At 35.6% G+C, this 21038-nt stretch carries 22 protein-coding genes and 1 riboswitch; of the genes, 4 read left to right on the top strand and 18 right to left on the bottom strand.

Annotated elements, in window-relative coordinates:
* Positions 1 to 101 precede the first annotated feature (101 nt).
* A complete protein-coding gene (locus tag K332_RS23825; RefSeq protein WP_084288231.1) occupies positions 102 to 248 on the top strand; it encodes an anti-repressor SinI family protein in 147 nt (48 codons plus the stop codon).
* Here K332_RS23825 and K332_RS0121390 read toward each other — a convergent pair.
* The 8 genes from K332_RS0121390 to K332_RS23115 all read right to left on the bottom strand — a co-directional run bounded on the left by K332_RS0121390 (position 238) and on the right by K332_RS23115 (position 9403).
* Complete coding sequence (locus K332_RS0121390; RefSeq protein WP_026909312.1) at positions 238 to 963, bottom strand: response regulator transcription factor; 726 nt, start codon at positions 961 to 963, stop codon at positions 238 to 240. The genes K332_RS23825 and K332_RS0121390 overlap by 11 nt on opposite strands.
* A gap of 108 nt (positions 964 to 1071) precedes the next feature.
* Entirely contained in the window at positions 1072 to 1521 is a 450-nt protein-coding gene (locus tag K332_RS0121385; RefSeq protein ID WP_026909311.1) for a GNAT family N-acetyltransferase, read from the bottom strand.
* A 119-nt stretch (positions 1522 to 1640) separates the two neighbouring features.
* On the bottom strand, positions 1641 to 3818 hold the full coding sequence (locus tag K332_RS0121380; RefSeq protein WP_026909310.1) for a DNA topoisomerase III: 2178 nt from the start codon (positions 3816 to 3818) through the stop codon (positions 1641 to 1643).
* Positions 3819 to 4187: 369 nt separating this feature from the next.
* Positions 4188 to 4466: a hypothetical protein gene (locus K332_RS0121375; protein ID WP_156914260.1), complete on the bottom strand. Its 279-nt coding sequence runs from the start codon at positions 4464 to 4466 to the stop codon at positions 4188 to 4190.
* A gap of 144 nt (positions 4467 to 4610) precedes the next feature.
* Entirely contained in the window at positions 4611 to 5912 is a 1302-nt protein-coding gene (locus K332_RS23120; RefSeq protein ID WP_051359579.1) for an ABC-2 family transporter permease, read from the bottom strand.
* A complete protein-coding gene (locus K332_RS0121365; RefSeq protein ID WP_026909308.1) occupies positions 5909 to 7012 on the bottom strand; it encodes an ABC transporter permease in 1104 nt (367 codons plus the stop codon). Before K332_RS0121365 ends, K332_RS23120 begins: the two co-directional genes overlap by 4 nt.
* A gap of 11 nt (positions 7013 to 7023) precedes the next feature.
* On the bottom strand, positions 7024 to 7905 hold the full coding sequence (locus tag K332_RS0121360) for an ABC transporter ATP-binding protein (RefSeq protein ID WP_245604787.1): 882 nt from the start codon (positions 7903 to 7905) through the stop codon (positions 7024 to 7026).
* 226 nt (positions 7906 to 8131) lie between these two features.
* On the bottom strand, positions 8132 to 9403 hold the full coding sequence (locus tag K332_RS23115) for a helix-turn-helix transcriptional regulator (protein ID WP_036689579.1): 1272 nt from the start codon (positions 9401 to 9403) through the stop codon (positions 8132 to 8134).
* A gap of 121 nt (positions 9404 to 9524) precedes the next feature.
* Between K332_RS23115 and K332_RS24115 the strand changes: the two genes are divergently transcribed.
* Positions 9525 to 9665 carry a hypothetical protein gene (locus K332_RS24115; protein ID WP_156914259.1) on the top strand — a complete coding sequence of 47 codons (141 nt, stop codon included), beginning with the start codon at positions 9525 to 9527 and terminating at the stop codon, positions 9663 to 9665.
* Positions 9666 to 9997: 332 nt separating this feature from the next.
* Here the strand turns inward: K332_RS24115 and K332_RS0121345 are convergent, their stop codons facing one another.
* Positions 9998 to 10417, bottom strand: a complete 420-nt coding sequence (locus K332_RS0121345) for a hypothetical protein (protein WP_026909306.1) — start codon at positions 10415 to 10417, stop codon at positions 9998 to 10000.
* A 184-nt stretch (positions 10418 to 10601) separates the two neighbouring features.
* Here K332_RS0121345 and ytaF point away from each other — a divergent pair, with 184 nt between their 5' ends.
* Positions 10602 to 11228 carry a sporulation membrane protein YtaF gene (gene ytaF, locus K332_RS0121340; RefSeq protein WP_026909305.1) on the top strand — a complete coding sequence of 209 codons (627 nt, stop codon included), beginning with the start codon at positions 10602 to 10604 and terminating at the stop codon, positions 11226 to 11228.
* Between the two features lie 63 nt (positions 11229 to 11291).
* Here the strand turns inward: ytaF and K332_RS0121335 are convergent, their stop codons facing one another.
* A complete protein-coding gene (locus K332_RS0121335) occupies positions 11292 to 12455 on the bottom strand; it encodes a M20 metallopeptidase family protein (RefSeq protein ID WP_026909304.1) in 1164 nt (387 codons plus the stop codon).
* A 139-nt stretch (positions 12456 to 12594) separates the two neighbouring features.
* Positions 12595 to 13989 (bottom strand): YfcC family protein, encoded by a 1395-nt coding sequence (locus K332_RS0121330; protein WP_036689576.1) that lies wholly within the window; start codon positions 13987 to 13989, stop codon positions 12595 to 12597.
* Positions 13990 to 14193: 204 nt separating this feature from the next.
* Positions 14194 to 14373: riboswitch (Lysine riboswitch) on the bottom strand.
* Between the two features lie 138 nt (positions 14374 to 14511).
* On the opposite strand from K332_RS0121330, the gene K332_RS24110 reads away from it, so the two are divergent.
* Complete coding sequence (locus K332_RS24110) at positions 14512 to 14652, top strand: hypothetical protein (protein ID WP_156914258.1); 141 nt, start codon at positions 14512 to 14514, stop codon at positions 14650 to 14652.
* Between the two features lie 56 nt (positions 14653 to 14708).
* Here the strand turns inward: K332_RS24110 and ric are convergent, their stop codons facing one another.
* The 7 genes from ric to K332_RS0121290 all read right to left on the bottom strand — a co-directional run bounded on the left by ric (position 14709) and on the right by K332_RS0121290 (position 20810).
* Positions 14709 to 15398: an iron-sulfur cluster repair di-iron protein gene (ric, locus tag K332_RS0121320; RefSeq protein WP_026909302.1), complete on the bottom strand. Its 690-nt coding sequence runs from the start codon at positions 15396 to 15398 to the stop codon at positions 14709 to 14711.
* A 477-nt stretch (positions 15399 to 15875) separates the two neighbouring features.
* Positions 15876 to 16259: a 5-carboxymethyl-2-hydroxymuconate Delta-isomerase gene (locus K332_RS0121315; RefSeq protein ID WP_026909301.1), complete on the bottom strand. Its 384-nt coding sequence runs from the start codon at positions 16257 to 16259 to the stop codon at positions 15876 to 15878.
* Positions 16260 to 16270: 11 nt separating this feature from the next.
* Positions 16271 to 17026, bottom strand: a complete 756-nt coding sequence (locus K332_RS0121310; RefSeq protein ID WP_026909300.1) for a fumarylacetoacetate hydrolase family protein — start codon at positions 17024 to 17026, stop codon at positions 16271 to 16273.
* A complete protein-coding gene (locus tag K332_RS0121305) occupies positions 17023 to 17814 on the bottom strand; it encodes a fumarylacetoacetate hydrolase family protein (protein WP_026909299.1) in 792 nt (263 codons plus the stop codon). Before K332_RS0121305 ends, K332_RS0121310 begins: the two co-directional genes overlap by 4 nt.
* 102 nt (positions 17815 to 17916) lie before the next feature.
* Complete coding sequence (locus tag K332_RS0121300) at positions 17917 to 19161, bottom strand: dihydrolipoamide acetyltransferase family protein (protein ID WP_026909298.1); 1245 nt, start codon at positions 19159 to 19161, stop codon at positions 17917 to 17919.
* Positions 19162 to 19171: 10 nt separating this feature from the next.
* Positions 19172 to 20311 carry a Leu/Phe/Val dehydrogenase gene (locus K332_RS0121295; protein WP_026909297.1) on the bottom strand — a complete coding sequence of 380 codons (1140 nt, stop codon included), beginning with the start codon at positions 20309 to 20311 and terminating at the stop codon, positions 19172 to 19174.
* Positions 20312 to 20333: 22 nt separating this feature from the next.
* Positions 20334 to 20810 carry a flavin reductase family protein gene (locus tag K332_RS0121290; RefSeq protein ID WP_026909296.1) on the bottom strand — a complete coding sequence of 159 codons (477 nt, stop codon included), beginning with the start codon at positions 20808 to 20810 and terminating at the stop codon, positions 20334 to 20336.
* Positions 20811 to 21038: the final 228 nt, after the last annotated feature.

Here is a 21038-nt window from a genome sequence, read left to right as displayed (position 1 = left end):
CTTTTACGTATTATTTAGGATAAACTTTAACTACCTTTTAATAAATCTTAAACTTACTATTGTATTCTTAGTCTTGTGGGAATACGAGGGGGTAAATAGAGATGACTAAGAAACAGGGTATTCAGGTACAAGTGCTTATACAATCTGAGCTTGACGAAGAATGGATAGAGTTAATTTTAGAAGCTAAACGTGTAGGAATTAATCTAGATGAAATACGTGAATTCTTAGAAACAAATACTACTCGGTAAAATCTCGAAATCTATAGCCTATTCCACGTATAGTAATGATATATTCAGGGGAATCTGGAATGTTTTCAATTTTTTTGCGTAAATTGCTGATGTGTACCATTACAGTGCGATAATCACCAAGACTATCCTCACCCCAGACTAAATCAAATAATTGCTGAGCACTATATACTCTTCCTGGATTACTCGCCATGATAGTCAATAATTGATATTCTTTCGCAGCTAATTTAATTTCTGAATCATTTATTTTTACAACAGCACTAGTTAGGTTAATCATCATTCCAGGAAAGCTCAATATGGATTCGTCCTTAAGTGAATTATCATTATGATTCACTGTTCTACTTAGAACAAATCGATTCCGCCTTAAATGTGCTTTAACCTTAGCAACAATAACGGAAGGGCTTGTTGTTTTCGATAAGTAATCATCACCTCCAATACCAAGCCCTATTATTTTATCTAAATCCTTATCCCTAGAGCTTAGGAACAGAATAGGGACATCACTCTTCTTTCGAATAAATTGGCACAATTCTAGACCATCGAGTTTAGGCATCATAACATCTAAAATAATTAATTCTGGACGTACATCTTCAACAATTTGAATTGCTTTAAACGCATCAGGAGTAGAATAAACACTGTAGCCTTCTTTTCTCAAATATAATCCTAAAACTTCTAGCATGTCATGATCATCATCGACAATTAAGATACGTTCATTCGCCATTACATCACCCCCAATGGATACATATAATTTCTAATCCAATTCTACTATAAATATAATACAACATTACTAGTTTTACAAAAATTAACTAATTTTAGAATGTTAGCACTACTATAGTCCTCCTACTAAATACTTAACCATTACAACATGCGCTCCAATTGGTGGATAATCAAATACTTCGCCATGTGTTTTAAAACCAAGTTTTTCATAATATTCTTGTACAGTAGTTCTCCCATTACACCATAATAATTCAATTCCTTTTCCCTTTATGATACTTTCCGCGTAGCTTACAACCTGCCTACCTGCTCCTAGTTTGCGATATTCTTTTACCGTAGCCATGGCCCTTAAACGGTATTGCTTATTTGAAGGTAATACAGGATTAATTTCCTTATAAAATGATGCAATAGTAATTAATTTTTCATGGTAAAAAGCACCTATATGAAAGGTCCCATCCTGGTAATCCGTATCATATACGCTAGCCTCAAAAGGTTGATTTGGACGCAAGATAGAGTGTCTAAGAGGATATGCCATTTCTGCAGTTATTTCTTTAATCTGAATCATTTTCCTTCCCCTTTCCAGTTAAACTAAAGTCTACTATCCTTATTCTGCATTTAGTTTCATTATCCCTACAAAATAAAAAAAACTGCCTAAGAGATATAATCATCTTAGACAGTCCATCATTATTTCTTATCCTTCAATTTAGCAAGTGCGTCAGCAAAAGGATTATTAGTAAATCCATCATCCTGCTTCTTCAAATACTTATTCACATCTTTTTTCGAAACTTTCCCCTTTTTCTCTTGTTCTTTTCGCTTATTAAAAGTGGAAAGCTTTTCACGGTGTCCACAAGTGCACGTAAAGATTTGCCCTTCACCCTCACCTCGCAGCTCTAACCGCTTGTGACAATTTGGACAACGGGCATTTGTCTTTTTGGCAATGTTTTTCTTATGCCCACAAGAACGATCCTGACAGACAAGCATACGACCATGCTTATTATTCACCTCAAGCATCAACTTTCCACAATCCGGACATTTCGTTCCTGTTATGTTATCATGCTTAAATGTGCTTTCCTTACTTTTTATTTCTTGGATGATATCTTTTGTATAATCCTTAATTTCAGCGATAAACTTATTTTTATTTAACTTTCCTTCTGCAATAAGGCTTAGCTTCTGTTCCCATTCGGCTGTTAATGCTGGGGAACGTAAATCCTCTGGTGCAAGGTCTAACAATTGCTTTCCTTTTGATGTAATGAAAATATGTTTTCCCTTAAGCTCCATATATCCACCATTGAAAAGCTTATCGATAATGTCTGCACGGGTTGCAACTGTACCAATTCCACCCGTTTTTTGTAGGGTACCGGCCAAATGCTTTTCATCTGGGTTCATGTAGCGCGCTGGATTTTCCATCGCTTGCAGTAGTGCACCTTCCGTTAAACGTTCTGGTGGTTTCGTTTCTCCAGTTGTTAAGGAAATAGTAATAGATGAAAAACTTTCGCCTTGTTTAATGACAGGTAAACGCTGGTCATCAGTTTCTTCCTCATCAAAGTGACGGTCATAAACAGCCTTCCATCCTTGTTTCTTCACAACTTTTCCTTTAGCAGTAAACGTTTCTGCTCCAATCACTGCATGTATAGTTGTTTGTTCATATTCATAAGGGTCCATTAAAACGGATAAGAAACGCTTTACGACTAAATCATAAATTCTTCTTTCTTTATCATCTAAGTCCTCTAATACAACGGACTCCTCCGTCGGAATAATCGCATGGTGATCGCTCACTTTAGCGTTATCCACTACCGATTTTGGAAGTTTACCAATTCCTTGTCTCAGAATGGTTTGCGCAAAACGAGCATATTGGTCCACGCCACAAGCTTTTAATCGGTCTATTAAGGTCGGAACAATATCGGTTGAAATTACACGTGAATCTGTTCTTGGGTAGGTTAGAACCTTGTGTCGTTCATATAGCTTTTGCATAATCGATAATGTTTGCTTACCTGAAAAACCAAACATACGGTTTGCATCTCGTTGCAGTTCTGTTAAATCATATAACTGAGGTGCAAACTTCTTTTTAGCTGCTGTATCAATCTTATCCACTTTTAAAGGCTGACTTTTAAGCCCACCAAGTAAAGCCTCTGCTTTTTCTTTTGAGAACATGCGGGTATTATTCTTACTATCTAGCCATGTAAAGGTTACACCATTTTTAGATTTAGCTTTCATTCCGTAATATGTCTGTGGCTTAAACTCTTTTATTTCCTGCTCTCTAGCAGCTACCATTCCCAGGGTAGGTGTTTGTACACGCCCACTCGATAACTGCGCATTAAATTTAGTAGTCAAAGCTCTTGTCGCGTTCAGCCCGACATACCAATCCGCTTCAGAACGCGCAACTGCTGACGCATATAAATTTTCATAGTTTTTGCCTGGCTTTAGTTGTTTAAATCCATCTCGAATCGCTTTATCCGTAACAGATGAAATCCAAAGTCGTTTAACCGGCTTTTGTACACGTGCTTTTTCAATGATCCATCTGGCAACAAGTTCACCTTCACGGCCAGCATCTGTCGCAATGACAATTTCACCTACGTCTTTACGATTCATCAATGTTTTTACAGCACTAAACTGCTTCCCGGTTTTCTTCATCACCACTAACTTTAGGTTAGAAGGTAGCATGGGTAAATCTTCCAAATTCCAGGTTTTGTATTTATCATCATAGGCTTCTGGATCTGCCAATGTCACTAAATGACCAAGAGCCCAGGTTACAATATAGGTAGAACCTTCCAAACAGCCATTGCCTTTTTTATTGCAATTTAGCACCCTTGCAATGTCACGACCTACGGATGGTTTTTCTGCTAGTACTAGTGTTTTACTCATATTTGTAATTCCTTTCTTTAAAAAACATCTATCCTATCACTATAACATAGTTTTTTTAGTTGCATATTTTTTAGATTGTTTATCAAGATGTAAGGAAATCTGGATCAAGAAATTGAATTAAATTAGACGTTAATGTGTTACTTTGCCAGCTTCTATCTATCTCCTATAAAACTAATACAAAATGATAGACTCATTCTTAAATATGGATCCATTCTTGCCAAGATAAATATGAAAGAGCAGTCCGTAACCACATATAAAAAACAGAACCACAAGATTTTAGCTTGTAGTTCTGCTTTTTATAATATTAAAGCTCTGCAACATTTATTGAAAAATTTATAAGTAAATTAGGGGATATAGATAATTTTTATTTTATAATGCTCTTATCCAGCCTTTATAGGTTGCTAACCAACGCACATCTGCATCATAATAACTAAATCTATTAAGCGTTCCTGCATACTCAAATCCGTTGATAGTTCGTCTTTCATAGATTGTTGATGGTGGAAGTGCATGATTTTTACTAAAGGACCTTGATTCAGTAACATAAACCTCTGTAGGATATGATGATGCCAACATTGAGACACTTTCATTTCCTGTACTAGAACTTTCTGCGGCAGATACAGTTGATGTGATACCCGTAAATGCTACCATTGTGATAAAAAGTGCTACGAAAACTTTATTAATAAGTTTTTTACTTTTATTGACGCTTATAACTATAATAATTGTTCCTCTCCCTTCAATTATATCCCCTAATTTAGCACATGATTTCATACTTTATATAAAGCAAGAAGTTTATTATGCTTTCCAATAGCTATATTTAAACCGAATATAACCTATTACTGTGGCAAAAAAGCCAACTGATATAAGTAATATTAATCCAGTTTTGTAAGTAATTGCTGAATCTAAGTCAATCACTGCTTTTTCTCTAGTGATTATCTGGTCAATATCTATATAAGTAAAAGGATTATACTCATTCTGATATATACTCATCCCCACAAATATTAAAGCAACCAATATACTAATCGTTACACCAGGATTTCTGACAGATAGTGATATAAAAAAATATAAGGAATACAAGAAAAAGACCAATACTACATTGAACAGTAGGACATATCCAATATATTCTTTAAGCATAATAAAATGAAAAGTGTCCTTCATCGGATCTAATGTTGTGTATTCATCGCCAAAAGGATTTGGTTCTGGACCATCATACACCAGAACGGGATAATCCAAACTACCTATTCCAACAGTAAACACACTGCAAAAAACAGGAACCATTAACATAATTAATGAGAATACCAAAGTATACATTAATCCACTTGCATATTTTGCTATGAATACATTTCCTTTCCGGGAAGGCAGAACTGCAAAAAAATGTAATCCATGTTTCTTTTTCCCTGATTCAGAAGAAATACCATTTCCGAAAATTAAACACCCCAAAAGAACAATAATCGGTATATACAATAACTGGATCAACTGGTACAAGAAAGAATAACCAGTTACTCCATAGCGTTTAGTCATCTGTTTCCATTGCTCTAGAGACTTACCTGTAAAATTATCGTAATAGGTCGGGAGGAAGCCAACATCAGTTGTGTTTTGTACAATAGGAACCACTTTATAATCAAGTAGATGTTTTTTTTCTTCAAGGGTTGCCCGGAACGTAAACCAAGAAGTATCCTGTTCTTCAATACTCATCGGTGGAGTTGTAGCCCCTGCACCAGCCTCAAAAAGAAAATTTAAATCACTAATTTCTCCTTTTAGAATTGTCTCCCAGTCTTGTTCCTCGAATGCCTTAATTCTCTCTTGTTTTAGTGCCTTATTTTTCTCATAGCCCTCAATTATTAGTCCTAGTTCTTTGACTGTATCTGAATCATCTGCTTCTTCCGCAATATCTAATTCCTTTGCAAAACTATTTATATAGCCTTCGGTTGTGATTACATCATTTTTTAATTTAGTTATATTCCCTTCGTATATGTCTTTAGCAACTGAAAAATTTAGCAGATAAATAGTAATGACGGTCATAATGGTTAAAAGGAATGCCAGCCATGTAGTTCTTTTTTTTGCTATCTTTTTAGACTCAAACCAAAATGTTCTCAACTTGGGCCACCCCTTTTTCGCATAAAAGTCATTGTTAATATGAGCAGCAAAACAGTAGTTACAAAGAGTACTAGTATTCCCATAGGGTAATATCCAGTCTCATTTAAAACGATGTAATCAATATTTTGGTATGTAAAAGGATTAAAAATTGCTGTTAATCCATTTTCTAAAGCAAAAAAAGTTCCAATAAATAGGAAGGTAACTATCAAATAAGTAAGAATCGTATTCCTAATTAAAAATCCTAGCACAACTAACAGCGCAACTGTAAATGTCATAAATAGCAAACCATAGGAAATTGCTTGTTTGATATAATCTCCTGAAGTGATGAAATTACCTTCTGAAGTAAATAAAGGATAATTGAAAATGTCTCCCGCGGTATGACCAAATAAAAATGGTAATAGATATGATAATAACAAAACGATTATTAACCAGATAATTCCTATAATTAATAAACTAAAAAACTTTACTAGAATATACTTCGTGCTAGAAACTGGAAGTACATAAACCATACGTATATTGTTTTCTTCAAATTCTCTGGTTATTAGTGTACCAAGTACCAAAACAATAACTAGAAATCCAAACGTATTATGAAATAAAAAAACTACCTTTTTTAAAAATATAGTTGGCTGTACAGACAGTTCTAAATCTTCTTTTGGTAAACCAACTTCCAATAGTTTTTCGTTTAGCTTAATAGTCTCCTTCATATCCGATACATTTGCTCGAAAAGAACCTTCCATTTCCTTGTATGTCATTGCAGTATTATATACATCTATCTCGGCTTTTAATTCTTCCTTCCACTGGTTGTTTTGTATTGTCATAATCAGATATTTTAACTGGTCTGACAGTAAATGACCCACTTCCAATCTGGCTTCTACCTCTGCATCTGCTCCACCTTTCAATAAAAAGTCATCTCCCTGAATTCCATTTGATACTTCATAGGAATACTCTGAGAATCTTTCTATTTTTTGAATAGCAATTCTATCTTGAAGAATAGTATTTTTGAAAAATAGCCCGCACACCATTAGAATAGATAAGAGTAGAAATAACAAAACTGTTCTTGAACGGGTTATTTTTTTGAATTCAAAAAGGAATAGTTTCATCAGCATTGACCTCACAAATTAAAAAACTCTTCATATAATTTCTCGGATCCAGACACTTCTTTATGTATGTCATTTATTTCAATAGAATGCTGTTTCAATTCACTGATGAGGGAATCTAGCTTCCTATTTGGTATATCTGCCTTGATTCCATTTTTGACTTCTTGTATTAAAAAACCTTTCTCATTTAAAATGGAAATTGCTATTTTTGCTTCTAAAATTTCAAAGTAATAAGATGTAGTCTCATGTTCCCCCATATCTACATCAATCAGTTTTCCATCCTTTAAAAACAATACCTGTTTTGTCACACGGTCAATTTCAGCTAGATTGTGGGAAGAAAGAATGATTGTCGTATTGTTTTCCACTAATTCCAACAGAATCTTCCTCATAAGAATAGAACTGGTCGGATCTAATCCATTTAAAGGTTCATCCATTAATAAAAGCTTTGGCCTATTTGCAATGGACATAGCAAGTAATAAATGTTGCTTCATACCTAGAGAGTAATTTCCAACTTTTTTGTCTAGGTAATTACTCATACCTACATACGATGCAACTTCTCGTACACGTTTTTTATTAATTTTATTTACATCACAAACATATTTCAGATGATCATAACCGGTTAGGTAATCAAATAAAACCGTATTGTCCTGTAAGTAAGAAACCTCTTTAAAAACAGTTTGATCTTTATTTGATTTCCCCAAAATTTCAACACTTCCTGATGACGCAGGTTGAATATTAGTAACTACATTTAATAAAGTGGTCTTCCCCACGCCATTAGGACCAACAAGTGCATAAATTCCTGGCGAGTCTATTGTAAGATTAATATTATTCAATACAGCTTGCTTTCTGTAGCTTTTTGATAGATTTATTAAAGATATAATTGCCAAAGCGTTCACCCTCTTTATGAAATTTCTGATTAGTTACATATTTGTTAATATTAATTATAAAATTGATTCTAATAAATTTCAATACATTTATACAATTATTTACTTTTGTTAAGTGATGTTATTCTACTTTGAGCTATTTAAGCAATTTAAGAAACAACTTTTTACTATGCAAATGGCTGTATTAATCAAATAGAAAAAGCAAAATTTCTAGGATACATCCTGGGAATTTTGCTTTTTAATCATAATACTTTAATGCCTTTTTGTAATAAAGGGAGGAATTCTCATAATCACCTAACTTTTCGTATATTTCGCCAATTTCTTTATATGCTTTAATCAAGTTCTTCTTGCTATTAGATATAAGAAATATTTTAGTTGCTTTCTCTAAATAATTAATGGCTTCTGTAAAGGAGTCCAATTTTATATTTGCTAAACCAAGGTAAAAATATGCCTTACCTATTGTTTTCGTTTGTTTACTACTATTTCTAATTATTTCATTACATACATTAATACAATTCTCGAATTGATCAGCTACATAATAAGCTTTTGCCAGTCCTGATTTCACAAATAATATATTATCACCAATACCTAACTCTAAGTATAAATCTATTGATTTATAGTAAAAATTAATAGCCTCTAGAATTTTTGAGCAATCAGTATATATATTGCCTAAGTTGTTATATAAGGCTGCTATATTTTCCTTATCCTCCTCGATTTTGTAAAACTCGATTGCTTTATAATAACATTCTAATGCTTTATCATATTCACCAATGCTGCGATAGCAAATACCTAAGGACATAAATAATGCTCCCGCACGATAATGATTTCCACTTGTTATATTCATTAACTTTAATTGCTCTAAATGGTATATAGCAGTTTTGTACTCGTCTAATTTACCATGTACTTTACCTAATTCGAGTAATAGATTTTTTTTTACCTCTCCGGATAAACTATATGAATATATAATATTGTGTCCTTTTTGTAGAAACTGAAGTGCCTTAACTATTTCAGAATTTTTTTGATGTATTTTAGAAATGGACACTAGGGTACTAACATACTCCTCAAATGATTGAAGATGATAAAATATCTCTTGGCAAATGTTATACTCCTTTAAGGCTTCATTGTACCGGCCCTCATAATACAAAATTTCACCATTAATCCAATGACATATTCCCCTATCGAACTTATTAAGGTGATCTATATTTTTGTTAAGTTCTTCTAATAGTTTTTTGGCCTGTGTATAAAATTTTGATTCAATCAAATTTTTCATCTTATAAATTATCTTTTTAGAATCAGCTTTTAATAATATATTATTCTGAGGTTCTTCATAAAAGGTTTCTACATCACATCCCAACCTTTTGGCTAACTTCTCTAATGTTTCATATGATGGATTATACACCCCTTTTTCTAGTTGACTGATATAAGTTCTAGCGATGATTCCTTTTGACAGCTGCTCTTGCGTTAAATTTGCTGCCTTTCTTAATTCCCTAATCCTCTTACCTACCTGCATTACATCACCATCTTCAAATTGACAAATTTATACAAAATATAATAATATTTGAATTATAACACAACTAAACATTTTTCAACTAACTATAAGAATGTTAATAAATTATTTAGGAGGATTAATTATGAAGCATCGATTTCTACTAGTCTTAATAACTGTAAATCTATTTCTATTTGCTACAATTAATAATACTACAACAGAAGTATCAGGGGAAGATGACATTTGGCCTACTGGCACTGAAGAAGTTAGCGAAAGCCAAATCTGATTGCCTGCTCTAAAGATTGAGATTAGTAATTAAAAATCATTCATGAGTATTAACCTGTAATTTTAGCTAACCAAGTCACAACACTACTTAATTAGGTATAGACAATCTATTACAACGAGAAACAATGTAGTTAAATATTCTAGTTCCTCACACTTTTTGTGAGGAACTATTATTTTTAAGTTTAACTTGGGTAACTTTTCCTCCAAAATATTGTTTTGAAAGTGTAATAACTATTGCTAAAGTTGGTAAGACCTACAAATAGTTTATCTGCTTGTACTAGTATCTCGCTCTAATTCCGCCCAAAAGTCATCTCCCCATAACCATTACACATCTTATTTACTTTCTTTTTTATCAAAGACTAATGAGACATAGTAAAAGATTAATGAAGCAATTACCCCTCCGACAATATATGTAGCAAGATCGTATGAAAAGAATGGTATATCTTCTACTATGAAAAGAATTACCTTGTAAATTACAGCTGCTAAGATACCAACTAAAATATAAAGACCATATTTCGCATAGTGACGTGCTAATTCCGAGGAAGAATTAACCTTTTTCATCAGTTTATCAATTAGATAAGAGATAGGGATACCAGCAATCAAATAAACCGGTGCTGCATAAATTGCAAAAAAGAACATCGTTTTCCAAAAACCTTGAGACATCCCCTCTGGCATTGTCATATAATTCATGAATCCCATCAAAGCTCCAAATAATAAAGTGGATATGATTGCAGTTAACAATTTTTTTAACATTATTTTTCCTCCATCTCTTCGTATCAAGCGAAAATTCCTATTCCAACCATACCAAAAGCTTCCCTGTAATAACAGGATTTTGACATGAATGATCATTGAATTATTTTAACAGACCCCATTGACAAAGCACATAACACCCCTTTACTCCATAGAATACTCTAGAACAAGTAAAGGATATGGTGCTATGCTATTTTTCACTGGACTATTTTTCCTAGTAATTGCTGTAAGCTTGGATGGGTTTAGTGTCGGGGTTTCCTATGGAATGAGAAAAATCCTCGTACCAAAAGGTGCTTTAGCTGTTATCATGGTTTGTTCAGGTATTGTTGTCCTTGTATCCATGATTGTAGGTACAATGTTGCATTCATTTTTATCGGTTGGCTTTGCAAAAGTAATTGGGGGATCGATTTTAATATTTATTGGAATCTTTTCCTTCATTAATACGATTCGAAGTCAAATGAAGAAAGAGTCAAACGAAAAACTTCCATCAACTCCTAATAATTTCCATAGTTTACGAACAGTTATCTCAACACCAGACAGAGCTGACCTTGACCATTCAGGAACCATTTCTATTGGAGAAGCAATCTTGTTAGGTACTGCCCTTGCATTGGATGCATTTGGAGCTGGAATCGGAGCAGCAATTTTAGGGTATTCACCAATATATACTCCTCTGTTAATTGCTGTTATGAGTGGTGCATTTGTTTCTTATGGGATTAAGGTTGGAATTGTTTTATCTCAAAATAAACGATTCGAGCGTATGAACTTTTTACCATCTGTTTTATTAATTGCGCTTGGTGTATTTAATTTAATATAAACATGAAATAATCCCGAAATCCTAATTGGATTTCGGGTGTTGTTTTTTATTGTCCTATGCACATTATCCCATCACTAAACTGATAAACATTTTACCAATATTGACAATAGCACGTTCATCCACATTAAACTTTGGATGGTGATGCGGGTAAACAGCATCTTCTTCTTTCATTCGACCACCGACAAGAAAATATACTCCCGGAATTTCCTTTTGATAAAAAGCAAAATCCTCACTTCCCATCATTGGAATTCCTGTAATTAGATTCTCCTCACCAAATAATCCCCGTGCCACTTCCACTACACGTTTCGTTTCAGATGGGTCATTATAAATCGAAGGACAATCTTTTATATATTCATAGTCAACATGTGCACCATTTGCAGAGCATGTAGATTTTGTTACATGTTCTAATGCTTCTTCTATAATGCTTCGTGCTTCCTCATCAAAGGTACGAACTGTTCCCTTAATAATAGCCTTATCTGGAATCACATTATTTGCCCCTCCACTAATAAAGGAACCTACTGTTAATGCTGCTGCCTGTAGTGGATCTACACGTCGACTAACGATTTGCTGGAGATTCACGACCAATTGACTACCTGTTACAAGTGGATCTACGGTTAAATGCGGTTGAGAACCATGTCCCCCTTTTCCATGGATAACAATATTAAAATCATCCTGGGCAGAAGAAGCATATCCTTCTTTAATACTAACTTTCCCAAGCTCATCCGTAGACCAGACATGAGCACCATAAATAATATCCACCCCATCCAAACATCCATCTTCTATCATCGGTTTAGCGCCTCCTGGAGTTGCCTCTTCCGCAAATTGGTGAATAAATTTAACTGTACCAGGAATCTCCTCTCGTACTTCACTCAACACTTTAGCCACTCCAAGAAGTGCCGCCGTGTGCAGATCATGTCCACATGCATGCATGACACCAGGAATACGAGATTTGTATGGTACATCCGTTTCTTCCTCTATTGGTAGAGCATCGAAGTCCGCACGTATAGCAACCGTTCTCCCAGGTTTTCCACCTTTCAATGTTCCAATAACACCTCTTCCACCAACACCTGTTTTCACATCCATTCCAAGATTCGTTAAGTACTCCGCTATTTTCTCTGGAGTTCTAACTTCCTCATGAGAGAGCTCTGGATACATATGAAAATCTCTACGAATTTCTACCAACTCTGGATAAATTTCTTCTAATCTTGCAAATATATTTTCTAGCATCTATTCTTTCCTCCAAGATGATTCATATTAATTCTATATTCTGAGCAAGTTAACACTGGTATTATCACTAGGAAATAGCCTTGAAGCAATCCGTTCGACAAGTTTCGATAAAATTCGGGAAGTGACAGGCACCTCCCCCTTACCAAATAAACATATGTGCTACTGTCACAAAGATGATACCTAAAGTATATTGAATGAGGAGTAATGGTAGCAACCATTTAATCCATGTAATCCATGGTATTTTAGCTACAGCAAGTGAGGCCAATAGTACACCACTTGTTGGGGCAAAGATGTTAGAAATTCCGTCCCCGTACTGATAAGCTAATACTGCTGTTTGACGACTAACTCCAACTAAATCTCCTAGTGGCACCATGATTGGCATACTAATTGCTGCCTGTCCACTTCCAGATGGTACGATAAAATTAAGTATGCTTTGCACAAAGAACATTCCAATCGCTGTAAAACTAGTTGGAAGCTCCGCAACTACATTTGAAATATGGAATAGGATTGTATCTATAGTTTGAGAATCTTGTAAGATTACTAGAATTGCATAAGCAAATCCAACAATCAACGCCCCCATAACCATTTCTTCGCAACCCTTAACAAAGTTATTTGCTATCTCATTCATTCGCATTTTAGCTATTAATCCAACAACAATCCCCATAATAAGAAATAGAGATGCAATCTCAGTAACATACCAACCTTTAAACATAACACCAAGTGCTAGTCCAACTAAAGTTAGAATAAGCACACCCAAAATAGCAACTTGTCTCTTTGTTAATGTCTGCCCCTCCAGTTGGTCTTCATTCACGTCTCGCTTTAAGTCTTCCGCATACATTAAGCTTTTTGCTGGATCCTTCTTCACCTTGTTAGCATACAGCATAACAAAAATGATATTAACCGCAACAAAAATTAACCAAAATACAAACCGAACACCCATGCCTGAGAATGTTGGTAATCCTGCAATTCCTTGTGCAACCCCAACCGTAAAGGGATTCATGAAAGCTGCCCCAAACCCAGCATAAACACCAACTAAAATCATTGCTGTTCCGGTAATGGAATCAAAGCCCATTCTCATAGCAAGTGGAATAGCAATCAAGATAAATGGAATTACTTCCTCTGCCATTCCCCAAGTTCCTCCACAAATGGCAAAAAACAACATGATAACTGGAATAAGAAAGATTTCCTTCCCAGCTAATTTTCTTGTTAACGACCCAAAAGCCGCCTCAATTGTATTCGTGGCACCAAGAATACCAAACGAACCACCAACAATAAAAATAAAGAAAACAATTGGGGCTGCATCCACCATCCCTGTATGTAATGCATTAAATAAATCCATCAGGCGAGTCGAGTTAGACTCTATCGTTTTATAAGTGCCATCCACAACAATGGAACGGCCATCTATTTCCATTCGTTCATATTCCCCTGCAGGTATAACATACGTAACTGCAGCGGCGATAACCATAAAGGCAAATAAAATAACAAATCCATGTGGGAATTCAAATTTTTTCTGAGACTTTGTAGTAGTACTCATGATGCACATCCTTTTCTTTTTATAAAGTTTTAGGGTGTACATAGAGAAAAATGTAAAAGGAGACTTGAGTAATTGGTTTTCTGATAGTAATAAGTAATTCCATCTAGGGGAAAGGGGATGGAAAAACCTATTAAACTGTACAAAAAAGCAATGATAGGAAAATAACCTACCATTGCTTATAAACAATTTACGTTATCCTCCATCCTGATCAGTAGTTCTCCATGCACAAAAAATAAGCATGACAGTGTGCCTCTTATTCAGTAGACACCCCAGCAAAAATGAATTTGACCTTCATTAAGCTTCGGCAAATAATCCTTTCAGACAGTAATCAACGATGTCATACTCCTACTGCTTACTAATATTATCCGCACCTCTACCTCATCGAATGATAAGGTTTCATATGAAATTATCTACTATACTAGCAAATTATATTTGATTGTGCAAGTAAACCATAAATTAATATGTACCTAATTGGAAATTAATCCCCTATCAATCATATATTAAAGGTAAGGGGGGATGGAAATGGATGAATATTTACTTGAAATTGACCGAATGATTAATGAAGGGCTAGGTGGGGGGTATATTCACGAAGAATATCAATGGAAGCAATTTGATATTCCTGAAACACCTTCTCCAATGAATGAATCGAAAAAGGGTGAGTGAATAAGGGAACTAATCTTAATCGACAAATTTGACTAAGATTAGTTCCCCTTATTAACTTACAACTTTGCAAATAGAATATTATTTTCTAAATGAATATGTTGGAAAGTATCTTCCTCTAATTCTGCGAGTCTTGCATAGGTAATACGATAAGAACCACAAGCGTCCACAGGTGGAATGAAATCACCAGTGATTTTTCTCATCTCTTTCAACATATCTCCTACTCCATTGTGCTCATCTGCCAGTCCGCCATTTGCAACACGAATTCTTTCTAGCAGTTCCTCACCTGGATTTACTTCATATTCCTTGATTAGTGGGAAGACTTCATTTTCCTCTTTAATGGTGTGCTCTTCCATTTCAACCTTAAAGTCATTATAAATTCGATATAATTCTTTTAACTCTGGATGGGTTCCACCATGTCTAGAGTAAACCTTTGTGACAAATTGTCCTAATGCTGGAAGTTCTTCCATTAATGGAGCATGATAGGTGTATCTAATATGATCAATAAGTTCAGATAGTGATTTTGCATCCCAATCAATTACATCATGATCTTCTTTACTCCATTCCTCGTATGATGCATTCAATTCTCCTAATACTTCTGATTCATCCAAGTCTTTTTCAGTGAAGCTTTCTTTCAATGGGCGATTACCACCACAACAAAAATCGATTCGGTATTTCTTAAATAGGTCACTTGACTTTGGATAAACCTTAACTATAGTTGCAGGTGTATGTTCAACAGTAAATTTCACTAAAATCCCTCCTAGTATTATAAGCTTGCCTAAATTGTAAACAAGTTAGAGGAACTTTACTGTGATAGTAGTCACTTGAAAATGAGATTCTTTATCATCAAAATGATGTGCAACATGCTCTTATACATCATTTCAATCCAGGTTCACCTTCAAAATGATGTGCAACATGCTCTTATACATCATTTCAATCCAGGTTCTCATTCAAAATGATGTGCAACAATCTCTTATACATCAATTCAACCCAGGCTCACATTCAAAATAATGTGCAACAAACTCTTATACATCATTTCAACCTAGCGTCACATTCAAAATGATGTGCAACAAGCTCTTATACATCATTTCAATCCAGGTTCACATTCAAGATGATGTGCAGCAAGCTCTTATACATCATTTCAACCCAGGATCACCATCAAAATCCATTTCTAAAAATAACAAAAACAAAACCCAAAATCTACTAGAGATTTCAGGTCTTGTATACTATCGATATCGCTGATGAATATTATTCTTTTTATATGTCGGATTTGAAAATTCATACAGTTCCATTGATAATGCTAAATAACGTTTGGTAAATTGTTCTGCAAAATGATTTTCTATCACTTCAAACAACGTATCGCAAGCAGACTTCTTTACCTCTTCTGGCCGCCCGCCACCTATTTTCAATGTAACATGAACAAAAGCATCATCTTCACCAGTTCCATCGGCAATGACATAATCTTTTAGCTCAATTGCTCGAGAGCGAATGCCTCCAACCGGAAATGCTTCTCCTTCTACTATCAACTTCTCATTTATTTTTCTCAACAACTCTCTAATATTTCCATCGTCACGAAGGTTATCCGTATACTCAACTGTAATATGTGGCATTATTTCACTCCTTAACGCGCAAACACATAATCAGCAACAATTGTATTTTTCAATTCTCCTATACCTTCAATGCCAACGACGACTTCATCTCCTTCAACAACATTCACTGTACCTTTTGGCGTTCCAGTCAGAATAATGTCGTTTTGGTTTAGAGTCATGAAGCCACTTAAATACTCGATTAAAAACGGAATGTCAAATACCATATCCTTTGTGGAACCCTCTTGCTTAAGCTCTCCATTCACATACGTATAAAGCCTTAGTTTCATAGGATCGTCGATATCTTCTTTATCAACAAACCATGGTCCAATTGGTGTTAATGTATCCCTATTTTTAACAACTAGATTTGGGCGATAATAGTTTTCTAGATAATCCCGAATCGCATAATCATTAGCAACCGTATATCCAGACACATAGTCATAAGCATCTTTACGATTCACATTGCGCGCCTTTTTTCCAATAACCACGGCAAGTTCACACTCATAATGCATCATTTCAACATCTTTAGGGCGACGGGTCTCTCCGTTATGCCCCATTAGTGTGTTAGGTCCTTTTAAAAACACAAGTGGTTCTTCTGGTGCTTTAAAGCTGATTTCACTTGCATGGTCAGCATAATTTAGTCCTAGCGCAAAGATAGTTCCAGCATCTATCGGAGGCAACCAAACAACTTCTTTTTCATTTACAAATCTTCCATCTGCAAGTCGGATTCTTCCTTTATCTTCGGTTGCGTCATGAATGGCACCAAAGCAGGCGACTTTTGCATGCTTCATACCTTTTCACCTCCAGCAATACGAACATTCTCATTAACAAATCGGTTTTCTAAACTACCAATCTGATCGATTTCAATCCGAATTGTATCTCCAGCTTTGGCCATTGGCGGATTATAGGGAATACCAACTAGTAAGACATCACCTTTTGCTAATGTCATATATTCTGTTACATCTTGAATCAGCTGTGGAATAGAACGAACCAAATCTTTTACACTTGTAACCTGTATTAATTCTCCATTTTTAAAGGTCCAAATCATCAAGCTATCTGGGTTAGATAGATTTGCTTTTTGAACAATCCATGGTCCAATTGGGCAAAAACCATCTCGCGCCTTTTGTTTGATGGCTGGTCGATAAAAACTATCATGTGGAATGGTTACATCATTGACGATGGTATATCCTTCTATACATTCAAGGGCATCCTCTTCCCTAACATTCGTTGCTGCTTTTCCAATGACAACACCAAGTGTCGCGTTAATTTCAACCGCTTCGACTCCCCTAGGTATGGCAACTTCCTTTAAGTGAGCATTGATTGTATTTCGTGGTTTTATATATAAAACCGGGTACTCTGGTGGTTTATTATAAGGAGCTTTATCAAATTCACTCTTTAGCGCATCCATCTGTTCGCGAAAGTTTAATAATGTACCATAAACGGTTCCTATGACTGGAGATTGCCAATCAAAAGCATCCTCCGATAATTTCTCACCTTTCCACTCGATATGGGATTGCCCAATATAGATATCCTCGAGTCCTGTTGTAGAAGAAAATCTCGCTTTTGCTTGGTATAACATGAAAGCTTTCACCCCTATTCCATTAAAATATATGTTTACTATATTCCTATACTAACGGGCAGTAGAACCAATTTTTGGTGCTAACTGCCCGAATCACACGCCTTAGCGTAAATATAGGAATAGTTTTTTGGGTTGTTCGATTAATTCAATGAATCGATTCGTGAACATTACAGAGTCTGCTCCATCAATAATCCGATGATCAAAAGATAACGACATTGTCATAATGGAACGAATAGCAATTTCGTCATTTGCCATGACAACTGGCATCTTTTTTGTTTTATGAAACGCAATTATACTAGTTTGTGGATGATTAATAATTGGTGTTGCCGCTGTTCCACCAAGTGGTCCAACATTACTAATCGTAAAGGTTCCACCCTTCATTTCCCCAGCAGATAACTTTTGGTCTTGAGCTTTTTTCGTTAATGCCTTCATCTCTTGATGCAATTCCTTCAATGATTTTTTATCGGCATCCCGAAGGACAGGAACAAGCAATCCTTTATCGGTATTTGTTGCCAGCCCAATATGATACTCCTTTAAAAGTCTGATTACATTGTTTTCCTCTTCCAGTCGTGCATTAAATAACGGAAATTCCTTTAAAGTAATGGCCAATGCTTTTAGGAAAAATGCTACAACAGAAATCGTTTCCCCTGACTCCTTTAATTCCCTACGAAAGTCTAGTAAGTTTGTTAAATCTGCCTCATCAAAATGTGTGACATGAGGGATAGTCGATAAGGATTCCGACATTTTTATCGCAATTTGTTTTCGTATCCCAGTGAATGGAATCGTGTCACCAACAGTATTTTTCGGTTCTTCCACCTCTATAACACCCGGTTCCACCGCTGTTTCAGCCTTGACCTCACTCTTACCATCACGTTCACGAACAAATCGAAAAATATCCTCATCCGTAACCCTTCCAGCAGATCCAGATCCGACAACTTCCTCGATATTAACATCATTTTCACGGGCAATTCTTCTCGTATGTGGTGCAGCAATAATTCGTTTTGGTGGTTCCTTGACGGCAGCTGTTTCTAGCTTGCTTTTCTTTTTCTCAGGTGCTAATACTGCTGCAGAGACCTCTTTTTCCGAAGTTGATGACGACGATGTCATATTTTTACCATCATCGATTTCCAATAAAATGGATCCGATTGAAATCGTTGTTCCTACATCAACGTTTATTTTCTTAACCGTACCGGAAGTTGGTGAAGGGATTTCTGCAACCATTTTATCCGTTTGCATTTCTACTAAAGGCTGATCAACTTTGACAGAATCCCCAACCTTAACCAAATAACTTACTACCTCGCCCTCCGTCATCCCTTCGCCAATATCATGAAATTTCACTTCAACCATTGGTTACACCTCATTTAAATGTCCATTTTGGGCTTTTTTGTCTGCTGTAGAAATTATTACGTCCACGCTGTTCTTCCAATCGTTGCTGACACTTACGGTTAGCTGCTTCTAGTGTCGTAATCGCATCAAGTTCAGACTGCTTGTAAATATCTAAAATAGATTGATAGATTGCTTTTGTCTTCATTAAAACTCTTGCTTTATTTGCCCCATATAATTCATCAGCTACCTGTATTAATCCACCAGCATTTACAATATAATCTGGTGCATATAAGATTCCTTTTTCATGTAATAGTTTTGCGTGTAGATCTGACTTCAATTGATTATTAGCAGAGCCAACAACCGCCCTAACTTTTAGTTTTTCAATGGTTTCATCATTTAATATTCCACCCATCGCACATGGAATAAATATATCTGCATCCACACCATAGATTTCTTCGCTTTCCACAATTGCAACATTTCCTTGAATTGCCAACGCCTTCGCTTGAATAGCAGCTATAGCATCCTGATTAATATCAGTCACCACAAGATGGGCACCCATTTCCAAGAGTTGTTCCGCAACCTTAAAACCTACTTTTCCTAGCCCTTGGATGGCATACGTTTTTCCTGATAATGTTTCGTCACCGTAAAGATATTCCGCCGTTGCTTTTAAACTGTAAATTACTCCTTGTGCAGTCGGAACGGACGAATCTCCCCCTCCGCCAAACTCAACTGGAATCCCATTAATAAAAGGTGTTTCTTTTGAGGCTTGAACAAAGTCTTCCATGGTTGTACCCATATCCGTTCCAGTGAAAAATCTACCATTCAATGAATCTACAAATTGTCCATAGGCACGAAATAGAGCAGGAGATTTATCTGTTTTTGGGTCACCTATAATAACACCTTTCGCCCCACCAAAATCGATATCTGCCGCAGCACATTTATACGTCATTCCTTCAGATAGACGAAGAACATCATCTAATGCTTCATCTAAATTAGCATATGGATACATCCTCGTTCCTCCCAGTGCAGGTCCAAGGGTTGTGTTGTGGATCGCAATAATCGCCTGTAATCCTGTACTCGGGTCATTACAAAAAACAACTTGTTCATGTCCACTTATTTTTCCAAAAATATCCATTGTCATCTCGGATGATTGATCTAATTGCTGTTTCATGGTCGTCCCCCCAATCAGCAAATTATTTTACGCGCTCATTATTTCCTAACTCTCGATACTTTCCCTCATAGAAGGCTAGCGGATCACCTTCCCTAATAACCAAATCAGTTACTTTCCCTATGAAAAGAGTATGATCCCCGGCATCTATCACATCTTGCAAATCACAAACCATATTAACTAGTGCGCCTTTAATGGTTGGCAGTTCGTGAAACCAATAAAAGTCGATGTCTCTTGTTTCCTCAATTTGTCCGGCAAAATAGGCGGATAAGTCTTTCTGTTCTTGCTTTAAAAAGCTAATTGCAAATTTACCGGAATTAGAAATATAACGTTTCATGGTCGCTTTATGATCAACTGATACCACTACCAGTTTTGGATTCAAGGACACTGACATAAAAGCATTTGCGGTCATGCCATGGATTTCTTCGCCTAGTTTAGTCGTAACTACCGTAACACCGGTTGTAAATTTACCCATTGCGTTACGGAACATACGATCATCCATCATTTGACCCCCTTTTCACTTTTCTAGTAATACATCACTTTTTCGTGAGAGAGACGCTTGTCATTAACATTTTGAATACATTTTTCCGTTGAAATGTCTGTGAGCGCTCTTGTCATAGACATTTTGGATGGAGTTTTACCTCGAAATGTCTGTGAGCACTCTTGTCATAGACATTGGATGTATTTCCCCTATAAAATGTCCACAAGTACTTCACTCAGCCAAAATTTC

Origin of the sequence: Paucisalibacillus globulus DSM 18846, from assembly GCF_000482485.1 — a bacterium.
In the GTDB taxonomy this organism is placed as follows: Bacteria; Bacillota; Bacilli; order Bacillales; family Amphibacillaceae; genus Ornithinibacillus; species Ornithinibacillus globulus.
This window is presented reverse-complemented; position numbering and strand designations above follow the sequence as displayed.

Bases quoted from the DNA above. Each gene is read 5' to 3' on its own strand.
- K332_RS0121300 (WP_026909298.1), bottom strand. From the start codon at position 19,161: ATGGTTGAAGTGAAATTTCATGATATTGGCGAAGGGATGACGGAGGGC.
- K332_RS24110 (WP_156914258.1), top strand. From the start codon at position 14,512: ATGGATGAATATTTACTTGAAATTGACCGAATGATTAATGAAGGGCTA.
- K332_RS0121335 (WP_026909304.1), bottom strand. From the start codon at position 12,455: ATGCTAGAAAATATATTTGCAAGATTAGAAGAAATTTATCCAGAGTTG.
- K332_RS23115 (WP_036689579.1), bottom strand. From the start codon at position 9,403: ATGCAGGTAGGTAAGAGGATTAGGGAATTAAGAAAGGCAGCAAATTTA.
- K332_RS0121305 (WP_026909299.1), bottom strand. From the start codon at position 17,814: ATGTTATACCAAGCAAAAGCGAGATTTTCTTCTACAACAGGACTCGAG.
- K332_RS0121365 (WP_026909308.1), bottom strand. From the start codon at position 7,012: ATGAAACTATTCCTTTTTGAATTCAAAAAAATAACCCGTTCAAGAACA.
- K332_RS0121375 (WP_156914260.1), bottom strand. From the start codon at position 4,466: ATGGTAGCATTTACGGGTATCACATCAACTGTATCTGCCGCAGAAAGT.
- K332_RS23825 (WP_084288231.1), top strand. From the start codon at position 102: ATGACTAAGAAACAGGGTATTCAGGTACAAGTGCTTATACAATCTGAG.
- K332_RS0121290 (WP_026909296.1), bottom strand. From the start codon at position 20,810: ATGGATGATCGTATGTTCCGTAACGCAATGGGTAAATTTACAACCGGT.
- K332_RS0121315 (WP_026909301.1), bottom strand. From the start codon at position 16,259: ATGCCACATATTACAGTTGAGTATACGGATAACCTTCGTGACGATGGA.
- K332_RS24115 (WP_156914259.1), top strand. From the start codon at position 9,525: ATGAAGCATCGATTTCTACTAGTCTTAATAACTGTAAATCTATTTCTA.
- K332_RS0121310 (WP_026909300.1), bottom strand. From the start codon at position 17,026: ATGAAGCATGCAAAAGTCGCCTGCTTTGGTGCCATTCATGACGCAACC.
- ytaF (WP_026909305.1), top strand. From the start codon at position 10,602: ATGCTATTTTTCACTGGACTATTTTTCCTAGTAATTGCTGTAAGCTTG.
- K332_RS0121380 (WP_026909310.1), bottom strand. From the start codon at position 3,818: ATGAGTAAAACACTAGTACTAGCAGAAAAACCATCCGTAGGTCGTGAC.
- K332_RS0121390 (WP_026909312.1), bottom strand. From the start codon at position 963: ATGGCGAATGAACGTATCTTAATTGTCGATGATGATCATGACATGCTA.
- K332_RS0121385 (WP_026909311.1), bottom strand. From the start codon at position 1,521: ATGATTCAGATTAAAGAAATAACTGCAGAAATGGCATATCCTCTTAGA.
- K332_RS0121330 (WP_036689576.1), bottom strand. From the start codon at position 13,989: ATGAGTACTACTACAAAGTCTCAGAAAAAATTTGAATTCCCACATGGA.
- K332_RS0121295 (WP_026909297.1), bottom strand. From the start codon at position 20,311: ATGAAACAGCAATTAGATCAATCATCCGAGATGACAATGGATATTTTT.
- K332_RS0121345 (WP_026909306.1), bottom strand. From the start codon at position 10,417: ATGTTAAAAAAATTGTTAACTGCAATCATATCCACTTTATTATTTGGA.